The sequence below is a fragment of the Marinobacter sp. E2 genome, assembly GCF_055755345.1.
The window spans coordinates 2375354-2397191 of record NZ_CM146911.1 but is presented as its reverse complement, the minus strand read 5'-3'; the positions used below and the strand labels follow the sequence as shown (position 1 = coordinate 2397191).

17 protein-coding genes are annotated in these 21838 nt (G+C 59.7%); 15 read left to right on the top strand and 2 right to left on the bottom strand.

The window, feature by feature from the left end; all coding sequences use genetic code 11:
- The first annotated feature begins 7 nt into the window (after window positions 1-7).
- The 9 genes from pabC (at window position 8) to AC0J1C_RS10845 (ending at window position 10305) form a co-directional block, all read left to right on the top strand.
- Complete coding sequence (gene pabC / locus AC0J1C_RS10885; protein WP_473043866.1) at window positions 8-823, top strand: aminodeoxychorismate lyase; 816 nt, start codon at window positions 8-10, stop codon at window positions 821-823.
- Between the two features lie 4 nt (window positions 824-827).
- Entirely contained in the window at window positions 828-1904 is a 1077-nt protein-coding gene (gene mltG / locus AC0J1C_RS10880) for an endolytic transglycosylase MltG (RefSeq protein ID WP_473043865.1), read from the top strand.
- On the top strand, window positions 1901-2530 hold the full coding sequence (gene tmk / locus AC0J1C_RS10875; RefSeq protein WP_091986179.1) for a dTMP kinase: 630 nt from the start codon (window positions 1901-1903) through the stop codon (window positions 2528-2530). Before mltG ends, tmk begins: the two co-directional genes overlap by 4 nt.
- 92 nt (window positions 2531-2622) lie before the next feature.
- Window positions 2623-3402, top strand: a complete 780-nt coding sequence (locus tag AC0J1C_RS10870) for an AraC family transcriptional regulator (RefSeq protein ID WP_375193494.1) — start codon at window positions 2623-2625, stop codon at window positions 3400-3402.
- Between the two features lie 221 nt (window positions 3403-3623).
- Complete coding sequence (putP, locus tag AC0J1C_RS10865; protein WP_473043864.1) at window positions 3624-5114, top strand: sodium/proline symporter PutP; 1491 nt, start codon at window positions 3624-3626, stop codon at window positions 5112-5114.
- Window positions 5115-5356: 242 nt separating this feature from the next.
- On the top strand, window positions 5357-6364 hold the full coding sequence (locus AC0J1C_RS10860) for a TAXI family TRAP transporter solute-binding subunit (protein WP_473043862.1): 1008 nt from the start codon (window positions 5357-5359) through the stop codon (window positions 6362-6364).
- Between the two features lie 2 nt (window positions 6365-6366).
- Complete coding sequence (locus AC0J1C_RS10855) at window positions 6367-8523, top strand: TRAP transporter permease (RefSeq protein ID WP_473043860.1); 2157 nt, start codon at window positions 6367-6369, stop codon at window positions 8521-8523.
- Window positions 8524-8535: 12 nt separating this feature from the next.
- Window positions 8536-9288 (top strand): sulfite exporter TauE/SafE family protein, encoded by a 753-nt coding sequence (locus AC0J1C_RS10850; RefSeq protein ID WP_228143545.1) that lies wholly within the window; start codon window positions 8536-8538, stop codon window positions 9286-9288.
- 33 nt (window positions 9289-9321) lie between these two features.
- A complete protein-coding gene (locus tag AC0J1C_RS10845; RefSeq protein WP_473046532.1) occupies window positions 9322-10305 on the top strand; it encodes a zinc-dependent alcohol dehydrogenase family protein in 984 nt (327 codons plus the stop codon).
- A gap of 70 nt (window positions 10306-10375) precedes the next feature.
- On the opposite strand, the gene AC0J1C_RS10840 is transcribed toward AC0J1C_RS10845, so the two are convergent.
- Complete coding sequence (locus AC0J1C_RS10840) at window positions 10376-12970, bottom strand: bifunctional aconitate hydratase 2/2-methylisocitrate dehydratase (protein WP_473043858.1); 2595 nt, start codon at window positions 12968-12970, stop codon at window positions 10376-10378.
- Window positions 12971-13228: 258 nt separating this feature from the next.
- On the opposite strand from AC0J1C_RS10840, the gene AC0J1C_RS10835 reads away from it, so the two are divergent.
- Window positions 13229-13834, top strand: coding sequence for a tRNA-(ms[2]io[6]A)-hydroxylase (locus AC0J1C_RS10835; protein ID WP_375193490.1), 606 nt, complete (start codon window positions 13229-13231; stop codon window positions 13832-13834).
- On the opposite strand, the gene AC0J1C_RS10830 is transcribed toward AC0J1C_RS10835, so the two are convergent.
- Window positions 13826-14710, bottom strand: coding sequence for a LysR substrate-binding domain-containing protein (locus AC0J1C_RS10830; protein WP_375193489.1), 885 nt, complete (start codon window positions 14708-14710; stop codon window positions 13826-13828). The genes AC0J1C_RS10835 and AC0J1C_RS10830 overlap by 9 nt on opposite strands.
- Before the next feature lie 143 nt (window positions 14711-14853).
- Here AC0J1C_RS10830 and AC0J1C_RS10825 point away from each other — a divergent pair, with 143 nt between their 5' ends.
- From AC0J1C_RS10825 to AC0J1C_RS10805, 5 genes are all read left to right on the top strand, one after another.
- Window positions 14854-15624: a ferredoxin--NADP reductase gene (locus tag AC0J1C_RS10825; protein WP_473043855.1), complete on the top strand. Its 771-nt coding sequence runs from the start codon at window positions 14854-14856 to the stop codon at window positions 15622-15624.
- Between the two features lie 156 nt (window positions 15625-15780).
- A complete protein-coding gene (locus AC0J1C_RS10820; protein WP_473043853.1) occupies window positions 15781-18144 on the top strand; it encodes a PQQ-dependent sugar dehydrogenase in 2364 nt (787 codons plus the stop codon).
- Window positions 18145-18398: 254 nt separating this feature from the next.
- Window positions 18399-19430 (top strand): amino acid ABC transporter substrate-binding protein, encoded by a 1032-nt coding sequence (locus AC0J1C_RS10815; RefSeq protein ID WP_473043851.1) that lies wholly within the window; start codon window positions 18399-18401, stop codon window positions 19428-19430.
- 92 nt (window positions 19431-19522) lie between these two features.
- Window positions 19523-20710, top strand: a complete 1188-nt coding sequence (locus AC0J1C_RS10810) for an amino acid ABC transporter permease (protein WP_473043849.1) — start codon at window positions 19523-19525, stop codon at window positions 20708-20710.
- Window positions 20710-21795, top strand: coding sequence for an amino acid ABC transporter permease (locus AC0J1C_RS10805; protein ID WP_473043847.1), 1086 nt, complete (start codon window positions 20710-20712; stop codon window positions 21793-21795). The genes AC0J1C_RS10810 and AC0J1C_RS10805 overlap by 1 nt, the downstream gene beginning before the upstream one ends.
- Window positions 21796-21838: the final 43 nt, after the last annotated feature.

The following is a 21838-nucleotide window of genomic DNA, read 5'->3' as shown; positions in this document are numbered from 1 at the left end:
GCAACTCGTGTTCCGCCTTATCTGGGCCGATGAGAGTGGCCTGCCGGCTGATGACCGGGGAGCAGCCTACGGCGACGGCCTGTTCGAAACCATCCGGATGGAGGGACAGCAGGGGGTGCTGTTGTCCCGTCACCTTGAGCGGATGGTCCGGGACGCCCGCCGTCTGGGAATTTCGGTGGCCCACCGTGATCTGGCAAGGGTCTGTTCGGAGGCTGTTGAGCGCCTCCATGCCCGGTACCGGGGAGGCTGGGTGCTCAAACTGGTGCTCACGCGGGGCAGTGGCGGTCGGGGTTACCGCCCCGACTCTGCCATGCAGCCCAACCTGATGGTGCAGTCGTCTCCGCTGCCGCCAACCCCGGGGCCTGAGGGCGTAGTTGTCGACTTTTCACGCATTCCCCTGACCGTCAACCCGCTACTTGCTGGCATCAAATCCCTGGGGCGTCTTGAGCAGGTGATGGCGGCGGCAGATATCACCGAACCATTGTTTGAGGTGGTCATGTCAGACCGGGACGGTCACCTGGTGGAGGGAACCCGTACCAATATCCTGCTTCGCCATAACGACACCTGGGTGACGCCGCCAACGGCCAGCCTGGCGGTTGCCGGCGTCCTCCGGCAGTGGTTGCTCGAGCGGCTGCGGTACCGGGGTGAATCGGTGGTGGAGCGGCCGGTCACCACGGACGATGTGTTGGGACGGGAATGCCAGGGCCTTTTCCTTCTCAACAGTGTGCTCGGAGTGGTTCCCGTTCGCACAATTGCTGGACACGATTTGCCTGTGGACAGCGGACTTGCGACAATCTTCAATCCTCTCGAAATACTGGAATAATCGTTTGATCAAGAAGTTACTGCTTGCCTGCGTCAGTGTCGCGGTGCTGGCCGCGGCCGGAACCGGTCTTTGGGTGTGGCAGGGGCTCCAGAGCCTCGAACGCCCGGTAGAGCTGGAAGAACCCGTGCTGTTTAACGTTCCCCAGGGCGCCACTTTCAGTGAGGTTGCTGGCCGGCTTGAAGCCGAAGGCCTGGTGCCGGACCGACTTTGGCTCAGGGTATTCGGTCGTCTTTACCCGCAGCAGTCGGTGATCAAGGCCGGAGACTATGAGTTTCTCGATGGCATGAGCCCCAGAGAGATGGTGAAGATCATGGTCTCGGGCGATACCAAGCACTGGTACGTGCAGTTTATTGAGGGCTGGACCTTCCGTGATATGCGTCAGGCCCTTGCCCGCGCCGACCGACTGAACAAAGTGACCAGCGACTGGACGGATGAACAGATCATGTCGGCGGTGGGTGCCGAAGGTGAGCATCCTGAGGGTCGGTTCTTCCCGGATACCTACGCGTACACCAGCAGCGGGTCGGACCTCGAGCTGCTCAAGCGGGCCTTCAATCGCATGGAGCAGGTTCTGGCCGAGGAGTGGGCGGCACGGGAAGAGGGGCTGCCCTATGACTCACCCTACGAAGCGCTGATCATGGCGTCGATCGTAGAACGTGAGACAGGAGCGCCGCACGAGCGTGAGCAGGTCGCGGGCGTGTTCGTCCGTCGCCTTCAGAAGGGCATGCGCCTGCAGACCGATCCGACTGTGATCTATGGCATGGGAGACAGCTACCAGGGCCGGATCGGTCGACGGGATCTGCGCACCTACACCCCCTACAACACCTACCGGATCGACGGGTTGCCGCCTACACCCATCGCCCTGCCGGGCCGGGAAGCCATACACGCTGCCCTTCACCCCGACGACGGCGATGCGCTCTATTTCGTGGCCCGTGGTGATGGCACCCACAAATTCTCGCGCACGTTGGCCGAGCATCAGAAAGCGGTGCGCGAGTTCCAGCTCAATCGGCGTGACGACTATCGCTCGTCCCCGGCGCCCGAGGAAGCGGCTTCCGAGGAGAAGGACAAAGGGGGCGCAGGGTGAATCAGCGAGGACTGTTCATTACCTTTGAAGGTACCGAGGGCGTTGGCAAGTCGACCCAGCTGGCCAACGCTGCCAGTACGCTTCGCAGCGCAGGCGTGGACGTGCTCGTCACCCGGGAACCGGGTGGTACGCCGATGGCAGAGGCTATTCGTGAGCTGCTGCTGGCGCCCAGAGACGAAGCGGTTCATGAGACCACCGAGCTTCTGCTGATGTTTGCCGCCCGTGCCCAGCACTTGCATACCCGGATCCTGCCGGCCCTGGACAGGGGGCAGTGGGTACTCTGCGACCGGTTTACCGATGCCACTTTCGCTTACCAGGGAGGCGGTCGCGGCGTGTCTTCGGAGCGCATCGCGCTGCTTGAAACACTGGTGCAGGGCAGCGTACGTCCGGATCATGTCATTCTCCTGGATGCTCCGGTGGAAACCGGCATGGCCCGAGCCCGGAACCGTGGCGAGCTGGACCGGTTCGAGCAGGAGGATCTCGCGTTTTTCCAGCGGATACGGGATACCTATCGCCAGCGAGCCGCCGACGCGCCCGACCGGTATCAGGTAATCGACGCAAATCGTCCACTCGAGCAGGTGTCGTCTGACGTTTCCGGGTTTTTCTCCCGTATTGCCGGAATTTGAGGATTTCCGGGCCGATTTTGCCCACTTCCGTACACTTTTTTTAATGTTCTGCTTTAATTGATGTACATTCTCAGTTAACAGTCGGCAGTTACATGGTTAACGCAAAGCTCCTGAAACTTCCCATTGCTGCCCATCGGCACCGGCATGAGCATCATCAGATTGTCGTCGGGGTTCGGGGAGAAGCTGAACTGAGTGTCGATGGCACCGGCGCGTTGCTGGATACCTGGCAGGCCATCTTTGTACCCACCGAGGCACGCCACGACTACTGCGGCAATGCCGGTAACCACGTTCTTGTTATCAACCTCGACCCCCTGGCACCTGCCATCAATACGCCGGCCCATGCAGACTATGAACGCATGATGCGGGTGTTCGAGAAGCCCCGCACCCTGCACATGGACAGTCGCCTTCAGAGCCTGGTTCAGTTCACTGCCAGTGAATTCAACCGCGCCCCCGAAAACACCACGCTCCAGCAGCATCTGGCTGCCAGCGTCCTCTACTGCATGGCCGACAGAATCGCCGGCGGCCAGGCCCTGTCTTCCAATCGTCATGGCGTCAGCCCTGAGGCTATCCGGTCCTTTATCCTGAACAACCTGCATCGGAAGATTACGGTTGAAGACATGGCGGGTGAGGCGTGTCTCAGTGTCAGCAGGTTCCACGAAGTGTTCCGGGAAGCGGCAGGCATCACGCCTCACCAGTTTCTTCTGCACACGAGGCTGGACCAGGCCGCCCAACTTCTTGCTACCACCTCTTTGACCGTTTCCGAAATCAGTTACCGAACCGGGTTTTCGTCCCAGAGTGCCCTGACCAATGCGTTGCGCAAATACAAGGGAACCACGCCCTCAAGGCTTCAGGCGGGCAAGCGAGCCGCTTGAGGCGGGTGTGGAACGCCAGTCCCGTAGGATTGTGTAAAAGAATCGTAGAATTTCGTAAGCCCGAAAAAGAAGGTGGTACTAACGTATAGCGCTTGGATCTCCCGCTCCAGATTGGACGGAAATCAGGTAAACAAGAAGAACAGTGCAGCCTGTTGGCTTCCCGGCCAGCACTGTGCTTGGCGAGCGGATCGCAATCCGACTCATTAAACCGGAGGAGCTCTATGGCTATTGGTGTTTGGATAAGTCTCTTTGCGTATTTTGCGCTCATGATCGCCATCGGCATTTTTGCGATGCGTCGATCGACGTCGTCATCCGAGGATTACATGCTCGGTGGTCGGGCCCTGAGTCCGAAGGTGGCAGCCTTGTCTGCCGGTGCTTCCGACATGAGTGGCTGGTTGTTGCTGGGTCTTCCCGGTGCGTTGTTCGTGTCTGGTCTGGGATCCGCGTGGATTGGTATCGGCCTGCTGGTGGGTGCCTTTTTCAACTGGGTGCTGGTGGCGCCGCGTCTGCGGGAGCAGACGGTGCACTACGGCAATGCCATTACCATACCGTCGTTTCTTGCCAACCGTTTTCCGACCAAGGCACTGTCGCTGCGAACGGTGTCTGCCATCGTGATTGTCGTGTTCTTTGCGGTCTACACCGCCTCTGGGCTGGTTGCTGGTGGCAAGCTGTTTGAAAGCGCGTTTGCCGGCATTTTCAATTTTGGCGGTCTGAGTGACTACGCGGCCGGTATCATCATCACCCTGGGTGTGGTTCTGGCGTATAACGTCGTCGGTGGCTTCCTTGCGGTGAGCATGACCGACTTCGTGCAAGGCTGCATCATGATGCTGGCGCTGGTGATCATGCCGGCGGTTGTGCTGTTTGGCGAGGGCGGCGGTGGATTCGCCCAGGCATCCCAGACTCTTAATGAAGTGGACCCAACGCTGCTGTCATGGACGGAGGGGCTCACGTTTATTGGCTGGCTGTCGGCAGTCACCTGGGGCCTTGGCTATTTCGGTCAGCCGCACATTATTGTCCGCTTCATGGCCATCCGTACCCTGAAGGACGTGCCCGTGGCCAGGAACATCGGTATGAGCTGGATGCTGATCTCTCTGGTCGGTGCGATTTCGCTGGGTATTTTCGGTCGGGCCTACGCGGTGCGCAACGGCATGGACATCGCCGATCCGGAAACCATCTTCATCATTCTGTCCGATCTGCTGTTCCATCCGCTGATTACCGGCTTCCTTTATGCGGCATTGCTGGCGGCAGTGATGAGTACCATTTCCAGCCAGCTGCTGGTGTCGTCGTCGTCCCTGACTGAAGACTTCTACCGCCTGTTCCTGCGTAAGGAAGCCACGGATCGCGAGTGTGTGACGGTTGGTCGGGTCTGCGTGTTGCTGGTTGGTCTTGTGGCTGCGGTGATCGCGTCCGATCCGGATTCCCAGGTCCTGGCGCTGGTCAGTAACGCCTGGGCAGGCTTTGGCGCCGCCTTCGGCCCGCTGATCATCCTGTCCCTGATGTGGCCGCGCACCAACGGTGCCGGCGCGGTAGCCGGCCTTGTGGTGGGTGCAGTGACTGTCATGATCTGGATCTCCCTCGGCTGGAACGGCGAGTTTATGGGTGGTCCCGGTGTATACGAGATCATTCCGGGCTTTATTGCCGCCTGGATTGCCATCATGGTGGTCAGTCTGGCTACTGAGGACGCTGGCGAATACCAGGCGATCAGCCGGTAACCCAGCGGTTGTCCGGTGTCGGGCTCCGACACCGGACACCAGTAGACGCCATCGGTGTCATTGAAAACCCCCGCGCTCAAGGCGGGGGTTTTCTCGTTTACGAAGGTCGGTTGCGAGTACCCTGGGTATAGCCAATGGTCGCAATAGAGAGATTTTTGCTGGTAGCGGTCTGAACCAGACGCTACATTTATTGCCGTTAGCTCTGGGCTACAAAAAAAATAATGGAGAGAGGACAAAGAGTTATGAAAACCAATTGGTTTGTGAAATCAACCCTGGGGGCGCTGACGGCAACCCTCGTCTCGTTCTCTTCGGCGCTGCACGCCGAAGGCAATTATGTAATGGGCACGGCAACAACGGGCGGTACCTACTATCCCGTGGGCGTTGCCATCTCCACGTTGGTAAAGGTGAAGCTCGAGCCGCAGACCAACATTTCTGTGTCGGCCATCAGTTCGGCGGGTTCCGGTGAAAACCTGAAGCTGATGGACGAAGGGCAGATCCAGTTTGGCATTCTCCAGGGCCTGTACGGCGCCTACGCCTGGAACGGTACCGGTCCGGTACCCAAGGCCTACAAGAATCTGCGTTCGGTTTCGATGCTCTGGCAGAACGTTGAGCATTTCGTGGTTCGCAACAACATGGTGGAAAGCGGCACGATTTCCGATATGACCAACCTGTATGGCGAGAGTTTCTCCATTGGTGCCCGCAACTCTGGAACCGAGGGCTCTGGCCGCTTCATCCTGGGTAAACTGGGCGTTGATCTGGAGCAGGTGGATATTGCATACCTGGGCTATGGTCCCAGCGCCGATGCCATGCAGAACGGCAACATTGACGGCATGAATATTCCCGCAGGTGTTCCGGCATCGGCTGTGACCAGAGCCTACGCCAATCTGGGAGGGGAAATTACCACCCTGAACTTCACCTCCGAGCAACTGGCCCAGGTAAACAGCGATTTTGAGCTCTGGACGCCGTACACAATTCCTGCAGGCACGTATCCGAATCAGGAAGCCGACATCAACACCATTGCCCAGCCGAATATCCTCGCAGTGCGCGCGGACGTTCCGGAGGAAGATGTGTATCAGATCACCAAGACGATCTATGCCAATCTTCCCTTCCTGAACAATATTCACCCGGCCACCAAGGCCATGGCACTTGAGAAGGCCATTGCGGGTCTTCCCATGCCCCTGCACCCGGGCGCAGCCCGCTTTTATCGTGAGCAGGGTCTGACCATTCCTGAGCGACTGATTGCGGAATAGGCGTGGTCAACTCACCAGACAGCGGATCTCCTGACGGAATCAAGGGGATCCGCGACGAGAGTGCCAATGGCGCCACGGAACGGATTAATCACCGGCTTCTCGGGCCGGTGATCTTTGTGGTCGCCGTTGCCACCTCGTTAATTCATCTCTACTTCAATACAGTCTCCACCCTGTCGGAGCTGTGGACCTCCGCGCTTCATTTCGGGCTGTTCGGGCTTATCTGCGCCCTCACAACCCCCATGTTCCGGATGCGCTCGCCCGGCGGGCAGCGGCTTGTTCTCGGGGTGGATGTTGTTCTGGGGCTCGCGGCTCTGGGATGCGCCGCCTATCTGATCCTGTTTGAGAGTGCGCTCTACCAGCGCGGCGTTAACTTCAACACTGCCGACTGGGTGGTTTCAATTGCGTCTGTCCTGCTGATCCTGGAGTTCGCACGACGGACCGTTGGCTGGTTCATTCCGGTGCTTTGCATTGCGGCGCTGTCCTACGTGGCCTGGTGGGGCCAATACGTGGATGGCATTTTCAACTTCCCGGGGCTGACCTGGGAGACGGTGCTTTTCCGCTCTTACCTCGGTGGTCAGGGCATGCTGGGGTCCATTGCCCGTATATCCTGGACCTACGTATTCATGTTCATCCTGTTTGGGGCGTTTCTGGTGAAGTCAGGGGCAGGGGACTTCATCATTGAACTGGCCCGCTGCGCCGCGGGGCGTTTCACCGGCGGCCCTGGATTTGTGGCGGTATTTTCCTCGGGCCTGATGGGGTCCGTGTCCGGTTCCAGTGTCGCCAACACGGTATCCACTGGCGTGATTACCATTCCACTGATGCGCAAGGCTGGTTTCCCGGCGCGCTTCGCCGCTGGCATCGAGGCGGCAGCGTCTACCGGGGGGCAGTTGATGCCTCCGGTCATGGGTGCCGGCGCGTTCATCATGGCTTCGTACACCCAGGTGTCCTACCTCACGATTATTTCGGTCGCCGCCCTGCCGGCCCTGCTTTATTTCCTTTCGGTGGCGATGTTCGTGCGAATCGAAGCCAAGCGCAGCCACGCGGTCAAACTCGAGGATGACAATTCGCCCTCATTGATGACCGTATTGAAAGACGGATGGCACTTCCTGTTACCGCTTTTTGTTCTTGTGGGTGCCCTGGTGTACGGTTTCACGCCTACCTATGCGGCCGGCATCGCCATCCTGTCGGTGATAGTGGCGTCCTGGCTTTCGAGCAAGCCCATGGGCGTGAAGGACATACTCGAAGCGCTGATGATGGGGGCCCGGAATATCACCACCACCGCCATCCTGCTCATTACCGTGGGCCTGATCGTGATGGTGGTTTCGACCACCGGCATCGGCAATACCTTTTCGATCATGATCACCGACTGGGCGGGTGGCAGCCTGCTGGTGACCATCGTGCTGGTGGCGCTGGCATCGCTCATTCTCGGGATGGGTTTGCCGGTTACTGCGGCCTACATTGTGCTGGCAACTCTCTCGGCACCGGCCATCTACCAGCTGATTGCCCAGAGCCAATTGCTCGATCTGATCATGAGCGGCAATCTGCCGGAGCAGGCCAGGTCCATTTTCATGCTGGTGGCGCCGGACAAGATGGAGTTGCTCGGAGCGCCCATGGACCGGGCGACCGCAACCCAGCTCCTGGCACTGGTGCCCGACACCTTCAGTACCCAGCTGCTGGAGCAGGCGCTCTCGCCAGTCACTCTGTCGATGGCGCTGGTGGCGGCGCATATGATCATTTTCTGGCTGTCGCAGGACTCCAACGTTACCCCGCCGGTCTGCCTGACCGCGTTTGCGGCTGCCGCCATTGCCGGTACGCCGCAGATGCGCACAGGCTTCACGGCCTGGAAGCTCGCCAAGGGGCTGTACATCGTTCCGCTGCTGTTCGCCTATTCACCGCTGATCACCGGCGATTTCGAGCAGATGCTGACCGTCTTCTGTTTTGCCCTGTTCGGCATTTACGCCATCGTTGCCGGCCTTGAGGGGTATCTGGAACATCCGCTGCATCCGGTCGTTCGGCTGCTCATGTTCCCAGTGGGGCTGCTCATGCTCTGGCCCCATGGTCAGCTTCTTCTGGACCTGGCTGGCCTGGCCCTGTTTGTCGTCGCCTTCATCTGGAGCAGTCGCCAGGGGCGCCGCCCCTCTGCGCTGGCGGCTGAATAACGGAATCCTTCCATGACGTTGACTCTCTATGAGGTTCTGGCACTCCTGGCGCTCGGTGGCGTCGCCGGCTTTATCAATGTTCTCTCTGCCGGCGGTTCCATGTTGACCCTGCCGTTGCTGATGTTCCTGGGGTTGCCTCCCCAGGTAGCCAACGGCACCAACCGGGTCGCCATCACCCTGCAGAGCATTACCGCAGTCGGCAGTTTCTACCGCATGGGCCATGGCAACCTGATGGTCAGCCTGTATCTGGCCGTGCCCGCCATCCTGGGCTCACTGCTTGGGGCCTGGATTGCCAGTGGCGTGCCGGATGCGGTGTTCGAAGCGGTTCTGATCACGGCGATGATCGGCGCTTCGGTATTCATGCTGCTGCCCCAGCCTTCATTGGATACCCGACCCCTGACCACGGAGCGTCTGACGCCTGTGGTCTATCTGGCGATGTTTTTCGTCGGGATGTACGGGGGGTTCATCCAGGTAGGCGTGGGCGTGCTGTTCATCGTGGTGTTGTACCACATGCTCAAGATCGATCTGCGCCAGGTGAACGTACTCAAGGTGGCTATTGTTCTGCCCTTTACCGTTGCGGCACTGCTGGTGTTCGCTATTAACGATCAGGTGCGGTGGGGCATGGGGCTGACTCTGGCGGCCGGCAACGTCACCGGTGCCTTTATCGCCACCCGGGTAAACATGAGCAAACAGGGCGCGCGATGGGTGAAGATCATTACCCTGATCATGGTGGCCGCCATACTGGTGAGACTGATTTTCTACTGATAGCCAACTGATGAGGTGCACACTGTGAAAGCGATGGTTATTGAACAGTTCGGGGGGCCGGAAGTGTTCGTTGAACGTGAGGTCGCGACCCCGGAGCCGGCTGAGGGGCAGGTCCGCATCAAGGTCGTTGCTTCGAGCGTCAATCCCCTTGAAACCAAGATCCGCTCGGGCCTTGTCAAAACCGGACCCGCCATGCCCGCCATTCTCAATGGCGATGTGTCGGGCATCGTCGACAAGGTGGGACCCGGCGTTACCGGATTTGCCGAGGGCGACGAGGTATTTGGTTGTGCCGGCGGCGTTGGCCAGTGGCAGGGTGCCCTGGCGGACTACATGGTTGCCGATGTACGGCTGCTGACCCGGCGAACACCTGCCATAGCCCTGCCTTTGAACGAATGCGCCGCCGTGCCGCTGGTGTTCCTGACGGCCTGGAGCGCTCTGGTGGATCGTGCCCAGCTCCAGCCGGGCGAACATGCCCTGATTCACGCAGGTACCGGTGGCGTCGGCCATATGGCGATCCAGATTGCCAAATACCTGGGCGCACGGGTTGCCACCACGGTCTCCAGCGAGGCGAAGGCGGAGGAGGCCCGCCGTCTGGGTGCCGATGACATCATCTTCTACAAGGACGAGTCGGTGGAAGACTACCGGCAGCGCCTGACCGACGGCAAAGGCTTCAGCCTGGTGTTCGACACAGTTGGTGGCCAAAACCTGGATCGGACCATCGAGGCCGCCGGCGTCAACGGGCGGATGTGCTCCATCAATACCCGCTCAAGCCATGATCTCACCCAGATGCACTCCAAGAGTCTGACCCTGCACGTAATCTTCCGTTCGATATCCCTGCTGCACGGCGTTGGCATGGATGACCAGCCAAGGCTGCTGCAGGCCATGCAGGATCTGCTGGAGCAGGGCAAGGTGCGGCCGCTGATCGACAGCCGGCGGTTCCGGTTTACCGAGATTGGCGCAGCCCATCGCCACCTGGAATCGGGACAGGCCATGGGCAAGATCCTGCTGGAGCGCTAGCCTTCCACCAACGAAAAACGCCAGCCCGAAGGCTGGCGTTTTCATGGAGTCATACCCCTGAGGGCGGTGCTCAGGCCACGTTGGCCTCAGACGCCTTCTTGGTGTAGTCCTCCATCTGGTCGAAGTTGAGATACTTGTAGATCTCTTTCGACATGCTGTTCAGGTCCTTGGCGTACTCCATGTATTCTGCAGGAGAGGGCAGTTTGCCCAGAACCGCACCCACCGCTGCCAGTTCCGCAGAGGTCAGGTACACGTTGGCACCATCGCCCAGGCGGTTCGGGAAGTTACGGGTGGAGGTGGACAGCACGGTGCTCTTGGGAGCGACTCGCGCCTGGTTACCCATGCACAGGGAGCAGCCCGGCATCTCGGTGCGCACACCGGCGGTGCCGTAAGTGTTGAAGTAGCCTTCTTCCATCAGCTGCTGCTGGTCCATCTTGGTGGGCGGAGACATCCACAGACGGGTGCTCAGCGGGCCCTTGTGCTGTTCCAGCAGCTTGCCTGCGGCACGGAAGTGACCAATGTTGGTCATGCAGGAACCGATGAACACTTCGTCCACCTTGTCGCCAGCCACTTCGGACAGGAACTTGGCGTCGTCCGGATCGTTCGGGCAGCACACGATCGGCTCTTTGATGTCGGCCAGATCGATCTCGATCACGTGGGCGTACTCGGCGTCCTTGTCGGCGCGCATCAGCTTCGGATCGGCCAGCCACTCTTCCATCTGCTGGGCGCGACGCTCCAGGGTACGCGGGTCGCCGTAGCCTTCGGCAATCATCCAGCGCAGCATCACGATGTTGGAGCGCAGGTATTCGGCCACGGACTCTTCGGACAGGTTGATGGTACAACCGGCTGCGGAGCGCTCGGCGGAGGCGTCAGACAGCTCGAACGCCTGCTCAACGGTCAGGTGCTCCAGACCTTCGATTTCCAGGATGCGACCGGAGAATTCGTTGATCTTGCCTTTCTTCTCAACAGTCAGCATGCCCTGCTTGATGCCGTACAGCGGGATCGCGTGTACCAGGTCACGCAGGGTGATACCCGGCTGCATCTCGCCCTTGAAACGCACCAGAACCGATTCCGGCATATCCAGCGGCATTACGCCGGTGGCAGCCGCGAACGCCACCAGGCCGGAACCGGCCGGGAAGGAGATGCCCATCGGGAAACGGGTGTGGGAGTCACCACCGGTACCTACGGTGTCCGGCAGCAGCATGCGGTTCAGCCAGGAGTGGATGATACCGTCGCCCGGACGCAGGGACACACCGCCACGGGTGCGGATGAAGTCCGGCATGGTGTGCTGCATTTCCACGTCTACCGGCTTCGGGTAGGCGGCGGTGTGGCAGAACGACTGCATCACCAGATCGGCCTGGAAGCCCAGACACGCCAGGTCCTTCAGCTCGTCACGGGTCATCGGACCGGTAGTGTCCTGGGAGCCCACGGTGGTCATGTGAGGCTCGCAGTAGGTGTTCGGGCGAACGCCTTTGCCTTCCGGCAGGCCACAGGCCTTGCCAACCATCTTCTGGGCCAGGGTGAAGCCCTTGTCGCCGGCTTCCGGATCCTTCGGCAGGCGGAAGATGTCGGTGGCACCCATGCCCAGAGCCTGGCGGGCCTTGTTGGTGAGGCCACGACCGATGATCAGCGGAATACGACCGCCGGCCTGAACTTCGTCCAGGATCACGTCAGACTTGAACTTGAACTCGGAGATGGTTTCGCCGGCCTCGTTCAGAACCTTGCCCTCGTACGGGCGGATCTCGATCACATCGCCCATGTTCATGTCGTCAACCGGGGCTTCGAATACCAGGGCGCCGGCGTCTTCCATGGTGTTGAAGAAGATCGGGGCTACCTTATTGCCGATGCACACGCCACCAGCACGCTTGTTGGGTACGCCCGGGATGTCTTCGCCGAAGTACCACAGCACGGAGTTGGTGCCAGACTTACGGGAGGAACCGGTGCCAACCACGTCGCCTACGAAGGCGACCGGCAGACCCTTGGACTGGATTTCCTCGATCTGCTTGATCGGGCCAGTAACGCCGGGCTCTTCCGGCTTCAGGCCGTCACGCTCCATCTTGTACATGGCGCGGGCGTGCAGGGGAATGTCCGGGCGGGACCAGGCATCGGGAGCCGGGGACAGGTCGTCGGTATTGGTTTCACCCGTTACCTTGAACACGACCATCTTCATGCTCTCGGGCACTTTCTTCTTGTTGGTGAACCACTCGGCGTTGGCCCAGGATTCAACCACTGCCTTGGCAACGGCGTTGCCCGCGTCCATCTTTTCCTTCACATCGTTGAAGGCATCGAACATCAGCAGGGTTTTCTTGAGCTGCTCACCGGCCAGTTCGGCCAGTTCGCTGTTGTCCAGCAGGTCGACCAGAGTCGCGATGTTGTAGCCACCCTGCATCATGCCCAGCAGCTTGACGGCGTACTCTTTGCTGATCAGCGGAGAAGAGGCCTCGCCTTTGACAACGGCAGTCAGGAAGGCAGCCTTCACGTAAGCGGCTTCGTCGACGCCCGGCGGAATGCGGTTTTCCAGCAGGTATACCAGCGTTTCTTCTTCGCCGGCGGGCGGGTTCTTCAGCAGTTCCACCAGAGCTGCGGTCTGCTCGGCATTCAGGGGCTTGGGAGGAATACCCAGGGCTTCACGTTCGGCAACGTGTTCACGATAGGCTTCTAACACGATATGGACCCTCATCAGTTGGTATGTCCCGCATCCGTGGGCACGGAGCCCGGCGGGAGTTTTGTGGCGAAAAGGCCGCAGGAGCCTCTGAATAAGGCCTCAAATCACCGATGGGGTTTCAGGATTTATTCAGAGACTCCTTGATCTGGCGCTGCATTCTATAGGAAACCCCTTATAAAGTTAAGTTGGACAGTGGTCGGACCAATCTGCTACGTGCGGTATACTCCCTGGCTTTCATTCCATGAATCAGTCAACGATATGAACGCGGCCCTGCAAGACATTCACGATTTCCTGCCTTGTCCAACGCCCCGGCGGTGGATCGACAACGCCCTGGAAAACCAGGACCTGATGCTGATTGACCACGCCCATTGCGAGAAAAAGGCGGCCTCCACTGCGCTGAGTCTGATGTACCGGTACGTTGATAACACCGACCTGCTCAACAAGATGTCCCGGTTGGCGAGGGAAGAGCTCCGGCATTTCGAGCAGGTGCTGGCCATCATGAAGAAGCGGGGCGTGGAATACGGCCACCTCACACCCTCGCGCTACGCGGCGGGACTTCGCCAGGAGGTTCGCACCGAAGATCCGGGGCGCCTGGTGGACGTTCTGGTGGTCGGTGCGATTATTGAAGCCCGCTCCTGTGAACGTTTCGCGGCGCTGGCGCCACATCTGGATGACACGCTCGCGGCTTTTTACACCAGCCTGCTGAAGTCGGAGGCCCGGCATTACCGGGACTATCTGACTCTCGCCGAGCAGGCGGCGGGCGAGTCAGTGACTGGACGTGTGCAGCGCTTCCTCGAACTGGAGCGGGCCCTGATCGAGGCGCCGGATTCGGAGTTCCGGTTTCATAGCGGGCCGTTAGCCTAGGTTCCGGCAGAGGTCGATCCAGGCGTCAATCCCGGCGCTCCGGTATTTCTGTTTATGCAGTATGAAATAGAACTGGCGGTCGAAACGGCGGTGCTCGGGTACCGACAGCGGTACCAGGCTGCCCCGTCGGAACGCATCGGCCAGCACCACTTCGGACAGGCAGCCGATACCCAGATCGGCTTCGACAGCGCGTTTGATGGCCTCAGTGTGCTCCAGCTCAAGCAATACGTTCAGATCCGGAAGCAGGCCGTGCATGCCCCGTTCAAAGCTCTGACGGGTTCCGGACCCCGGTTCCCGCATGATCCAGGTTGCCTCCACCAGATCCTCATCGGTCAGTGCACCTTTTGCGGCCAGGGGGTGAGTGGGTGAGCAGAAAACCACCAGCTCATCACCTCGCCAGGGTATCACCTCAAGCTCGGGCGATTGCAGCTCCCCCTCGATCAACCCGATGTCCAGCTCGAAATCCTTGACCCGCCGGGCGATGGTGCTGGTATTCGCCACTTCCAGCGACACCCGTGGATGGGTAGGGGTATTCATGTATTGGGCCATGACACCCACGGCCAGATAGTTTCCGATAGTGAGCGTGGCGCCAACCTTCAGGGCACCCACTTCGGTGTGTTTACTGAGGGCCTGCTCCAGTTCGTTGGCCTGGGCGAGCACTGCTTCGACCTTCGGCCGGTAGAGACGGCCCAGTTCATTGAGCTGGAGTCGTTTGCCGACCCGATCGAACAGCTGGATGTCGAACTGGTTTTCGAGCTCTTTCAGGGCGCTGCTGGCCGCTGACTGCGACATGGCAAGGGAATCCGCGGCCCGGGTAATGTTCTGGAAATGGGCCGCTGCGAGAAACACCTCCAGCTGTCGGAAACTGTATTTCATAACGATTCGCTCTATATCGGCTCACTCGAATAAGGTTATGAGAATATCCCATTTTCCCGATAGGTTAATGCCGGGTTACACTAGACGCAATCTGAAATTGAAACTGTCGCCGTAACAGCGCAACGAACAGGCAAGAGGTTTACATGAGCAACCTGATCAAAGAGAAAGTGACCAGCGTCCATCACTGGAACGACACCCTGTTCAGCTTTACCACGAGCCGGGACCCCGGGTTTCGTTTCAAGAACGGCCATTTTGTAATGATTGGCTTGGAAACCGACGGCAAGCCGCTGATGCGTGCCTACAGTATCGCCAGTGCCAACTACGAGGAGGAACTGGAGTTCTTCTCGATCAAGGTTCAGGACGGCCCGCTGACTTCGCGTCTGCAGAAAATCCAGGTGGGCGATGAAATCCTGGTGAGCCGCAAGCCAACCGGCACCCTGATTCTCGATAACCTGCTGCCCGGCAAGAACCTCTGGTTGATCAGCACTGGCACCGGCCTTGCGCCTTTCATGAGCATTATCAAGGATCCGGAAGTTTACGAGGCCTTTGACAAGGTGATCCTGACCCACGGCGTTCGCTATGTCTCCGAGCTGGCGTACCAGAAGGAAATCGAAGAGCTGCCGGAAAACGAGTACTTTGGCGATATGGTCAAGGGCAAGCTGGTGTACTACCCGACCGTCACCCGGGAAGAGTTCCGTAACCAGGGCCGGCTGACCGATGCCATGGAGACCGGCAAGATTACCCGCGACCTGGGTCTGCTTGATTTTGATCCGGAAAACGACCGCTTCATGATCTGTGGCAGCCCGAGCATGCTCAAGGATACCTGCGCCATCCTGAACGACATGGGCTTTGAAGAGGCCCGGGGCGGCAAGATGGGGCACTATGTGATCGAGCGGGCCTTTGTGGAACAGTAAACGGGTTCTCTCGAGGCCATAACCCCATAATCAATAAACCGGAGCGTGATGCTCCGGTTTTTTTATGCTTGTATGGATGGCGCGGGCCTTGGTGCGGTCTGACTGTACCAATGGCGACACGGCGTGTACCTGCGGAAAGGCAACAAGGAGGCATTAGTGGTAAAGAGAATGGGCTCGCGGATGGGGGCTGTCATCATCGCATTCCTGATTGCATGGGTGGCCGGCACATTGATTGGAACAGTGGTCCAGACCCAGTTCAACCTGCTGGCATTGCAGAATCTCGGAGTAGCCATCAGTCTGGAGGCGCGTTGGACCGCCACATTGCATGACCTGCTGAATTTTGCTCCGTTGTACGCCGCCCTGTTTGGCACCAGTTTCCTGTTGTCCCAGGCCCTTGCCGCGCCTTTACTTACCTGGCTTCCAGGGTGGATGCGCGGCCCGGGGCACGCTGTTGCCGCGGCGGCCGGTCTGTGGACTGCTTTCGCGATCACCAATGCGCTGCTGCCGATGCCGACCCTGATTGCCGCAACCCGTTCGGTTACGGGCTTGTTGGCCATGTTGCTCACAGCTGCGTGGGCAGGTTGGCTGTTTGTGAGGCTGGCCGCAACCAGAAGGCCACGTAGGGGCGCTGTGTCTCCAGTCGTGGCGTGCGTCCTGGTGCTGGGTTCCTTGGGGGTTACCGACACTGCCCGAGCCCAGAAAGTTGTTGAAGACTACCAGGTGGAGACCGTGGCCTCGGGTCTGGAGCACCCCTGGTCCGTTGCCTTTCTCCCGGATGGCGGTGCCCTGGTGACCGAGAGAGCAGGGCGGCTGCGCCGGATCACGCCGGAAGGTCAACTGGTGAAGGCGCCGATCAAGGGTGTGCCGTCGGTGTTCAACAGTGCCCAGGCAGGCTTGTTTGACGTAGTGCTTTCGCCAGACTTTGCCGACGATCGTCGGATTTTTCTGGCCTATGCCTGCGGCACCGAAGCGGCCAACCAACTGTGCGTTGCCAGGGCGCAGTTGCAGCAAAGCCAGCTCAACGGAGTGGTGGAGATCTTTCGCGCCAGGCCTGCCAAGGAGGGCGGTGCCCATTACGGTGGCCGGATGGTATGGCTACCGGACGACACCCTCATCGTCACGCTCGGTGACGGGTTTGATTACCGGGAGCAGGCCCAGAAACTGTCAAGCCACCTTGGCAAGATCATTCGGCTGAATCCGGACGGCTCGGCGCCGGCGGATAATCCGTTTGTTGGCCGCGAGGGGGCTCTTCCTCAAATATACAGCTACGGCCACCGTAATGTTCAGGGCCTGGTTTACGACGCCCAGGAGGACCTTTTGCTGGCTCACGAACACGGCCCCCGGGGTGGGGATGAAATCAATGTGATCGAGCCGGGCAAGAACTATGGATGGCCGATTATCAGCTATGGCATCGACTACACCGGGGCGATGATTACCCCGTACACGGCGCGGGAAGGCATGAAGCAGCCGCTCCTGCAGTGGACCCCGTCGATCGCCCCGTCGGGCATGACCCGTTACCGGGGGCATCTGTTTCCGGAATGGCAGGGCGACCTGCTGGTAGGCGCCCTCGCGGCCAGGAATGTTCACCGGGTGACACTGAACCGCTTGCAGGCGAACGACGCCGGCACTTTTTTCGGGGAGCTCGATGCCCGTATCCGGGATGTCGCCACCGGGCCCGATGGCGCCCTGTACCTGTTAACGGACAGCCCCGACGGTAAATTGCTGCGGGTGACACCTTTGGCAGGGAGCGACGTTCCGTCCTCTGAAGTCGAACTGGCACTGTCGCCGGGACAGCTTGATTGGATTGGTGAGCAGATATTCCGGAACGAATGCGCCGGGCAAACCCGGTGCCTGGTTCACTGGAACGCCGGGGAGGCCTTTCCGTCCCTGGGTATCGGGCATTTCATCTGGTATCCGGCCGCAGTTGAAGGCCGGTTTGTGGAGAGCTTCCCTGCCCTGGTAGATTTCATGCGTCGGCGCAACGTCGAACTGCCGGAGTCGCTGGCTGAACTTCGCCCGTTTGATGCGCCCTGGCCCAACCGTGACGCTTTTCTGCAGGTATCGGATTCCGCGAGCGTTGAGGATCTTCGTGCATTTCTGATGAAGACCCGGGCCGTTCAGACGGAATTTATCTATCACCGGGCCAGGGAGTCCCTGAGCCGGGTCATTGGCGCTGCCCCGGAGTCGAAAACGGACATGGTGACGGCGCGCGTGGCTGCTCTCAGCGAGACGCCCGGCGGTGTCTATGCCCTGATCGACTATGTCAACTTCAAGGGTGAGGGGTTGGCCGAGTCCGAGCGCTACAACGGTGAGGGCTGGGGCCTTTTGCAGGTGTTGCTGGCCATGTCTGGCCATCCGGCCGATACCGCGCTGGATCAGTTCCGGGAGGCGGCGGCCCGTGTGCTCACCCGCAGGGCAGACAATGCCGAGGCGCCCATCGAGCGGGAACGGTGGCTACCGGGATGGCTCAAGCGTGTCGAAACCTACGTGGAGCCGGCTTCAACGGTCATTCCTGAATAAATTCCCGAAAAAAGCTGGTTGTTTTTCCGAACTTTGATCTACCTTTATAGGGCACTGGCCCCGAGGTCGCTTCGTTTGGGAGCGTTCGGGCGCAGGCTGGCACTGTATGAGTGCAAATTATCGACTCACCGGGCGCCAGAACTTTCTGGACGAACTCAGTGCTGGATAAAAACAATACAAATCAATTGGTTGCGATGAATGGCTCGCAAATTGCTGAGCCAGCATGTTGCAAAAACCAACAGATGTTCGGAGAAATGACAATGAGAAAGACGAAATCGATTGCCCTGGGGATTGCTCTGGCTGTAGGCGCACTGGGTGCAACCAGCTCGATGGCCGCTACCACGCTTGAGAATGTGAAATCGAAAGGTCACCTGCAGTGCGGTGTCACCACCGGCCTGCCGGGTTTCTCACAGCCAGATGATAAAGGCAATTGGACAGGGATCGATGTAGACACCTGCCGGGCCGTCGCAGCCGCAATTTTTGGCGACGCATCGGCGGTTGAATTCACGCCGCTGACCGCCAAGGAGCGATTCACCGCCCTGCAGTCCGGCGAGATCGATATGCTCTCCCGTAACACCACCTGGACGCTGACCCGTGACGCATCGCTGGGTCTGAACTTCGCCGGCGTCAACTACTACGACGGCCAGGGCTTCCTGATCAACAAGAGCCTCGGCGTGACCGACGCCACCCAGCTGGACGGCGCGTCCGTGTGCATCCAGGCGGGTACAACCACGGAGCTGAACCTTTCCGACTACTTCCGTGCCAAGGGCATGGAGTTCAAGCCGATCGTGTTCGATACCTCGGAACAGACCGTACAGGGCTTTTCCGCTGGCCGTTGTGACGTGCTGACCTCCGACCGGTCTCAGCTCGCCGCGCTGCGCTCCAAGCTGCAGGATCCCAGCGCCGCCGTTATCCTGCCCAATACCATCTCCAAGGAGCCGCTGGGTCCGGTGGTGCGCCAGGGCGATGATCAGTGGTTCAACATCGTCAAATGGGTTCTGTTCACTCAGGTCAACGCCGAGGAGCTGGGCGTAACCAGCGCCAACGCCGACGACATGCTGAAATCCGACAACCCGAACATCCAGCGCCTGCTCGGCACGGATGGTGATATGGGCGCCAAACTCGGTCTGCCGGCGGACTATGGCCACAAGGTGGTCAAGCTGGTGGGCAACTACGGCGAAATGTACGACCGCAACGTGGGTCCGGACACCCCGCTTGGTCTGGATCGCGGCATCAATGCCCTCTGGACTGAAGGCGGCATCATGTATGCGCCGCCGGTCCGTTAAGACCTGAAAGCACGCAGACGCGCCCCGCCCGACGGGGCGCGTTCCGCACTCTCTGATGAGGTAATTTGCAGGGACGCTTTTCGGGACATTCCATGAAAAAACCAACGAACGTAAACAAACCAGCGGCCGCCAAGCCCTGGTACGATCCTCGCGTACGAGCACTGTTTTTCCAGGTTGTTGCCATTGCCCTTGTTTTCTGGGCGGGCTGGACCCTGGTCGACAACACCCTTGCCAACATGGAGAGCAGGGGTATCAGCACAGGCTTCGGATTCCTGGATGAGACCGCCGGCTTCGGCATCATCATGAGCCTGATACCCTACGATGCCACCATGAGCTACGGCAGGACCTTCTGGGTGGGTCTGACCAATACGCTCCTGGTATCTGCTCTCGGTATCGTCGCCGCCACAATTCTCGGTTTCATCATCGGTGTGGCCCGGCTGTCGAGCAACTGGCTGGTGGCCAAGGTGTCGCTGGTCTACATCGAAGTCATCCGTAACATCCCGCTGTTGCTCCAGATTTTCTTCTGGTATTTCGCCGTCCTGGGCGCGCTGCCCTCGCCAAGGCAGAGTATCGACGTGGGCGGCACGGTGTTTCTGAACAACCGGGGCCTGTATGTTCCGGAGCCGCTCACTCAGGACGGATTCGGCCTGGTCTGGCTTGCCCTGCTGGTGGCCATCGCCGCGGTCATTGGTATCCGTCTCTGGGCCAAAAAGCGACAGCTGGCGACCGGGGAGATCTTTCCCACGTTCAAGGTGGGGCTTGCCATCCTCGTGGTGTTGCCCGCGTTGGCCTACTTTGCCGCAGGCAGTCCGCTGCAGTGGGAGATGCCGGAGCTTCGGGGCTTCAACTTTGGCGGTGGTATTACCATTATTCCCGAGTTGGCAGCGTTGTGGCTGGCGTTGTCCCTGTATACCGCGAGCTTTATTGCCGAGATCGTGCGTTCGGGCATCCTGTCGGTCAGCAAGGGCCAGACCGAGGCGGCCAAGGCCCTGGGACTGCCCAACGGACTCACTCTCCGTCTGGTGGTTATTCCCCAGGCCATGCGGGTGATCATTCCGCCGCTCACCAGCCAGTACCTGAACCTGACCAAGAACTCCTCGCTGGCAACGGCGATCGGCTACCCCGATCTGGTGGCGGTGTTCATGGGCACGACCCTGAACCAGACCGGCCAGGCAGTAGAGGTGGTGGCCATTACCATGGCGGTGTACCTCACCATCAGTCTGACGATCTCCCTGTTCATGAATATCTACAACAGGGCCGTGGCGATTAAGGAGCGATGATGGCTGAGTCAACCATGAAACCACCCAAGAAAGCTCTCAGTCCGGTCAAGTGGATGCGGGAGCATCTTTTTTCTACCTGGTACAACACACTGTTGACCCTTGCTGTGGGCTATCTGCTGGTTACCAGCATTGGGCCCCTGGTGAACTGGGTGTTCCTGGAGGCCAACTTTACCGGTCAGGATGCCAGCGACTGTACCGGAGCAGGTGCCTGCTGGCTGTTTATCAGTCAGCGCCTGAACTTCTTCATCTACGGGTTCTACCCGGACGAACTGCAGTGGCGAGTCAACCTGATGTTCGCGCTGCTGGCGCTGGCCTTTGTGCCACAGTTCATCGAACGCTTCCCGGGCCGCAAATGGCTGGGTATTTTCGGCATGACAGGGCTGCCGCTGGTTGGCTACTTCCTGATTCCGGGCGGTATGTTCGGCCTCGAGGTGGTCGAGAGCACCAAGTGGGGCGGCCTGATGCTGACGCTTATCCTCGCGTACATCGGTATTCTCGCCTCTCTGCCTATCGGCATCCTGCTCGCTCTTGGGCGACGTTCCGAGATGCCGATCATCCGCGGCCTGAGCGTGGTGTTTATCGAAGTGTGGCGGGCGGTGCCTCTGATTACCGTGTTGTTCATGGCCTCGGTGATGCTGCCTCTGTTCCTGCCCGAAGGGGTCAATTTCGAAAAGCTGGCCCGTGCGCTCATCGGCATCACCTTGTGGCAATCGGCTTACATGGCCGAGGTCATCCGGGGTGGTCTGCAAGCGATTCCCCGGGGGCAATACGAAGCGGCTGACGCACTCGGCCTGGGATACTGGCGCAAGATGGGGCTGGTGATCCTGCCGCAGGCGCTGAAGATGGTGATCCCGGGCATCGTGAATACCTTCATTTCGCTGTTCAAGGACACCACGCTGGTGCTGATTATCGGCCTGTTCGATGTGCTCGGCACGGTGCAGTCCACGGTAACGGATCCCGCCTGGCAGAACGTCGCAATCGAGGGCTATGTCTTCGTGGCCTTCTGCTTCTGGGTGTTCTGTTTCGGCATCTCCCGGTACAGCCAGAATCTTGAACGCAAACTCGACACCGGTCATAAAACCTGATGGGTAACCCAATGACAGAACAAACCCCTGAAAAACAGCCGTC

Coding starts and splice junctions, on each gene's coding strand:
- AC0J1C_RS10825 (WP_473043855.1), top strand. CDS start 14,854: ATGAGCAACCTGATCAAAGAGAAAGTGACCAGCGTCCATCACTGGAAC.
- AC0J1C_RS10870 (WP_375193494.1), top strand. CDS start 2,623: ATGGTTAACGCAAAGCTCCTGAAACTTCCCATTGCTGCCCATCGGCAC.
- AC0J1C_RS10815 (WP_473043851.1), top strand. CDS start 18,399: ATGACAATGAGAAAGACGAAATCGATTGCCCTGGGGATTGCTCTGGCT.
- AC0J1C_RS10810 (WP_473043849.1), top strand. CDS start 19,523: ATGAAAAAACCAACGAACGTAAACAAACCAGCGGCCGCCAAGCCCTGG.
- AC0J1C_RS10835 (WP_375193490.1), top strand. CDS start 13,229: ATGAACGCGGCCCTGCAAGACATTCACGATTTCCTGCCTTGTCCAACG.
- AC0J1C_RS10860 (WP_473043862.1), top strand. CDS start 5,357: ATGAAAACCAATTGGTTTGTGAAATCAACCCTGGGGGCGCTGACGGCA.
- AC0J1C_RS10830 (WP_375193489.1), bottom strand. CDS start 14,710: ATGAAATACAGTTTCCGACAGCTGGAGGTGTTTCTCGCAGCGGCCCAT.
- putP (WP_473043864.1), top strand. CDS start 3,624: ATGGCTATTGGTGTTTGGATAAGTCTCTTTGCGTATTTTGCGCTCATG.
- AC0J1C_RS10850 (WP_228143545.1), top strand. CDS start 8,536: ATGACGTTGACTCTCTATGAGGTTCTGGCACTCCTGGCGCTCGGTGGC.
- AC0J1C_RS10805 (WP_473043847.1), top strand. CDS start 20,710: ATGGCTGAGTCAACCATGAAACCACCCAAGAAAGCTCTCAGTCCGGTC.
- AC0J1C_RS10845 (WP_473046532.1), top strand. CDS start 9,322: ATGGTTATTGAACAGTTCGGGGGGCCGGAAGTGTTCGTTGAACGTGAG.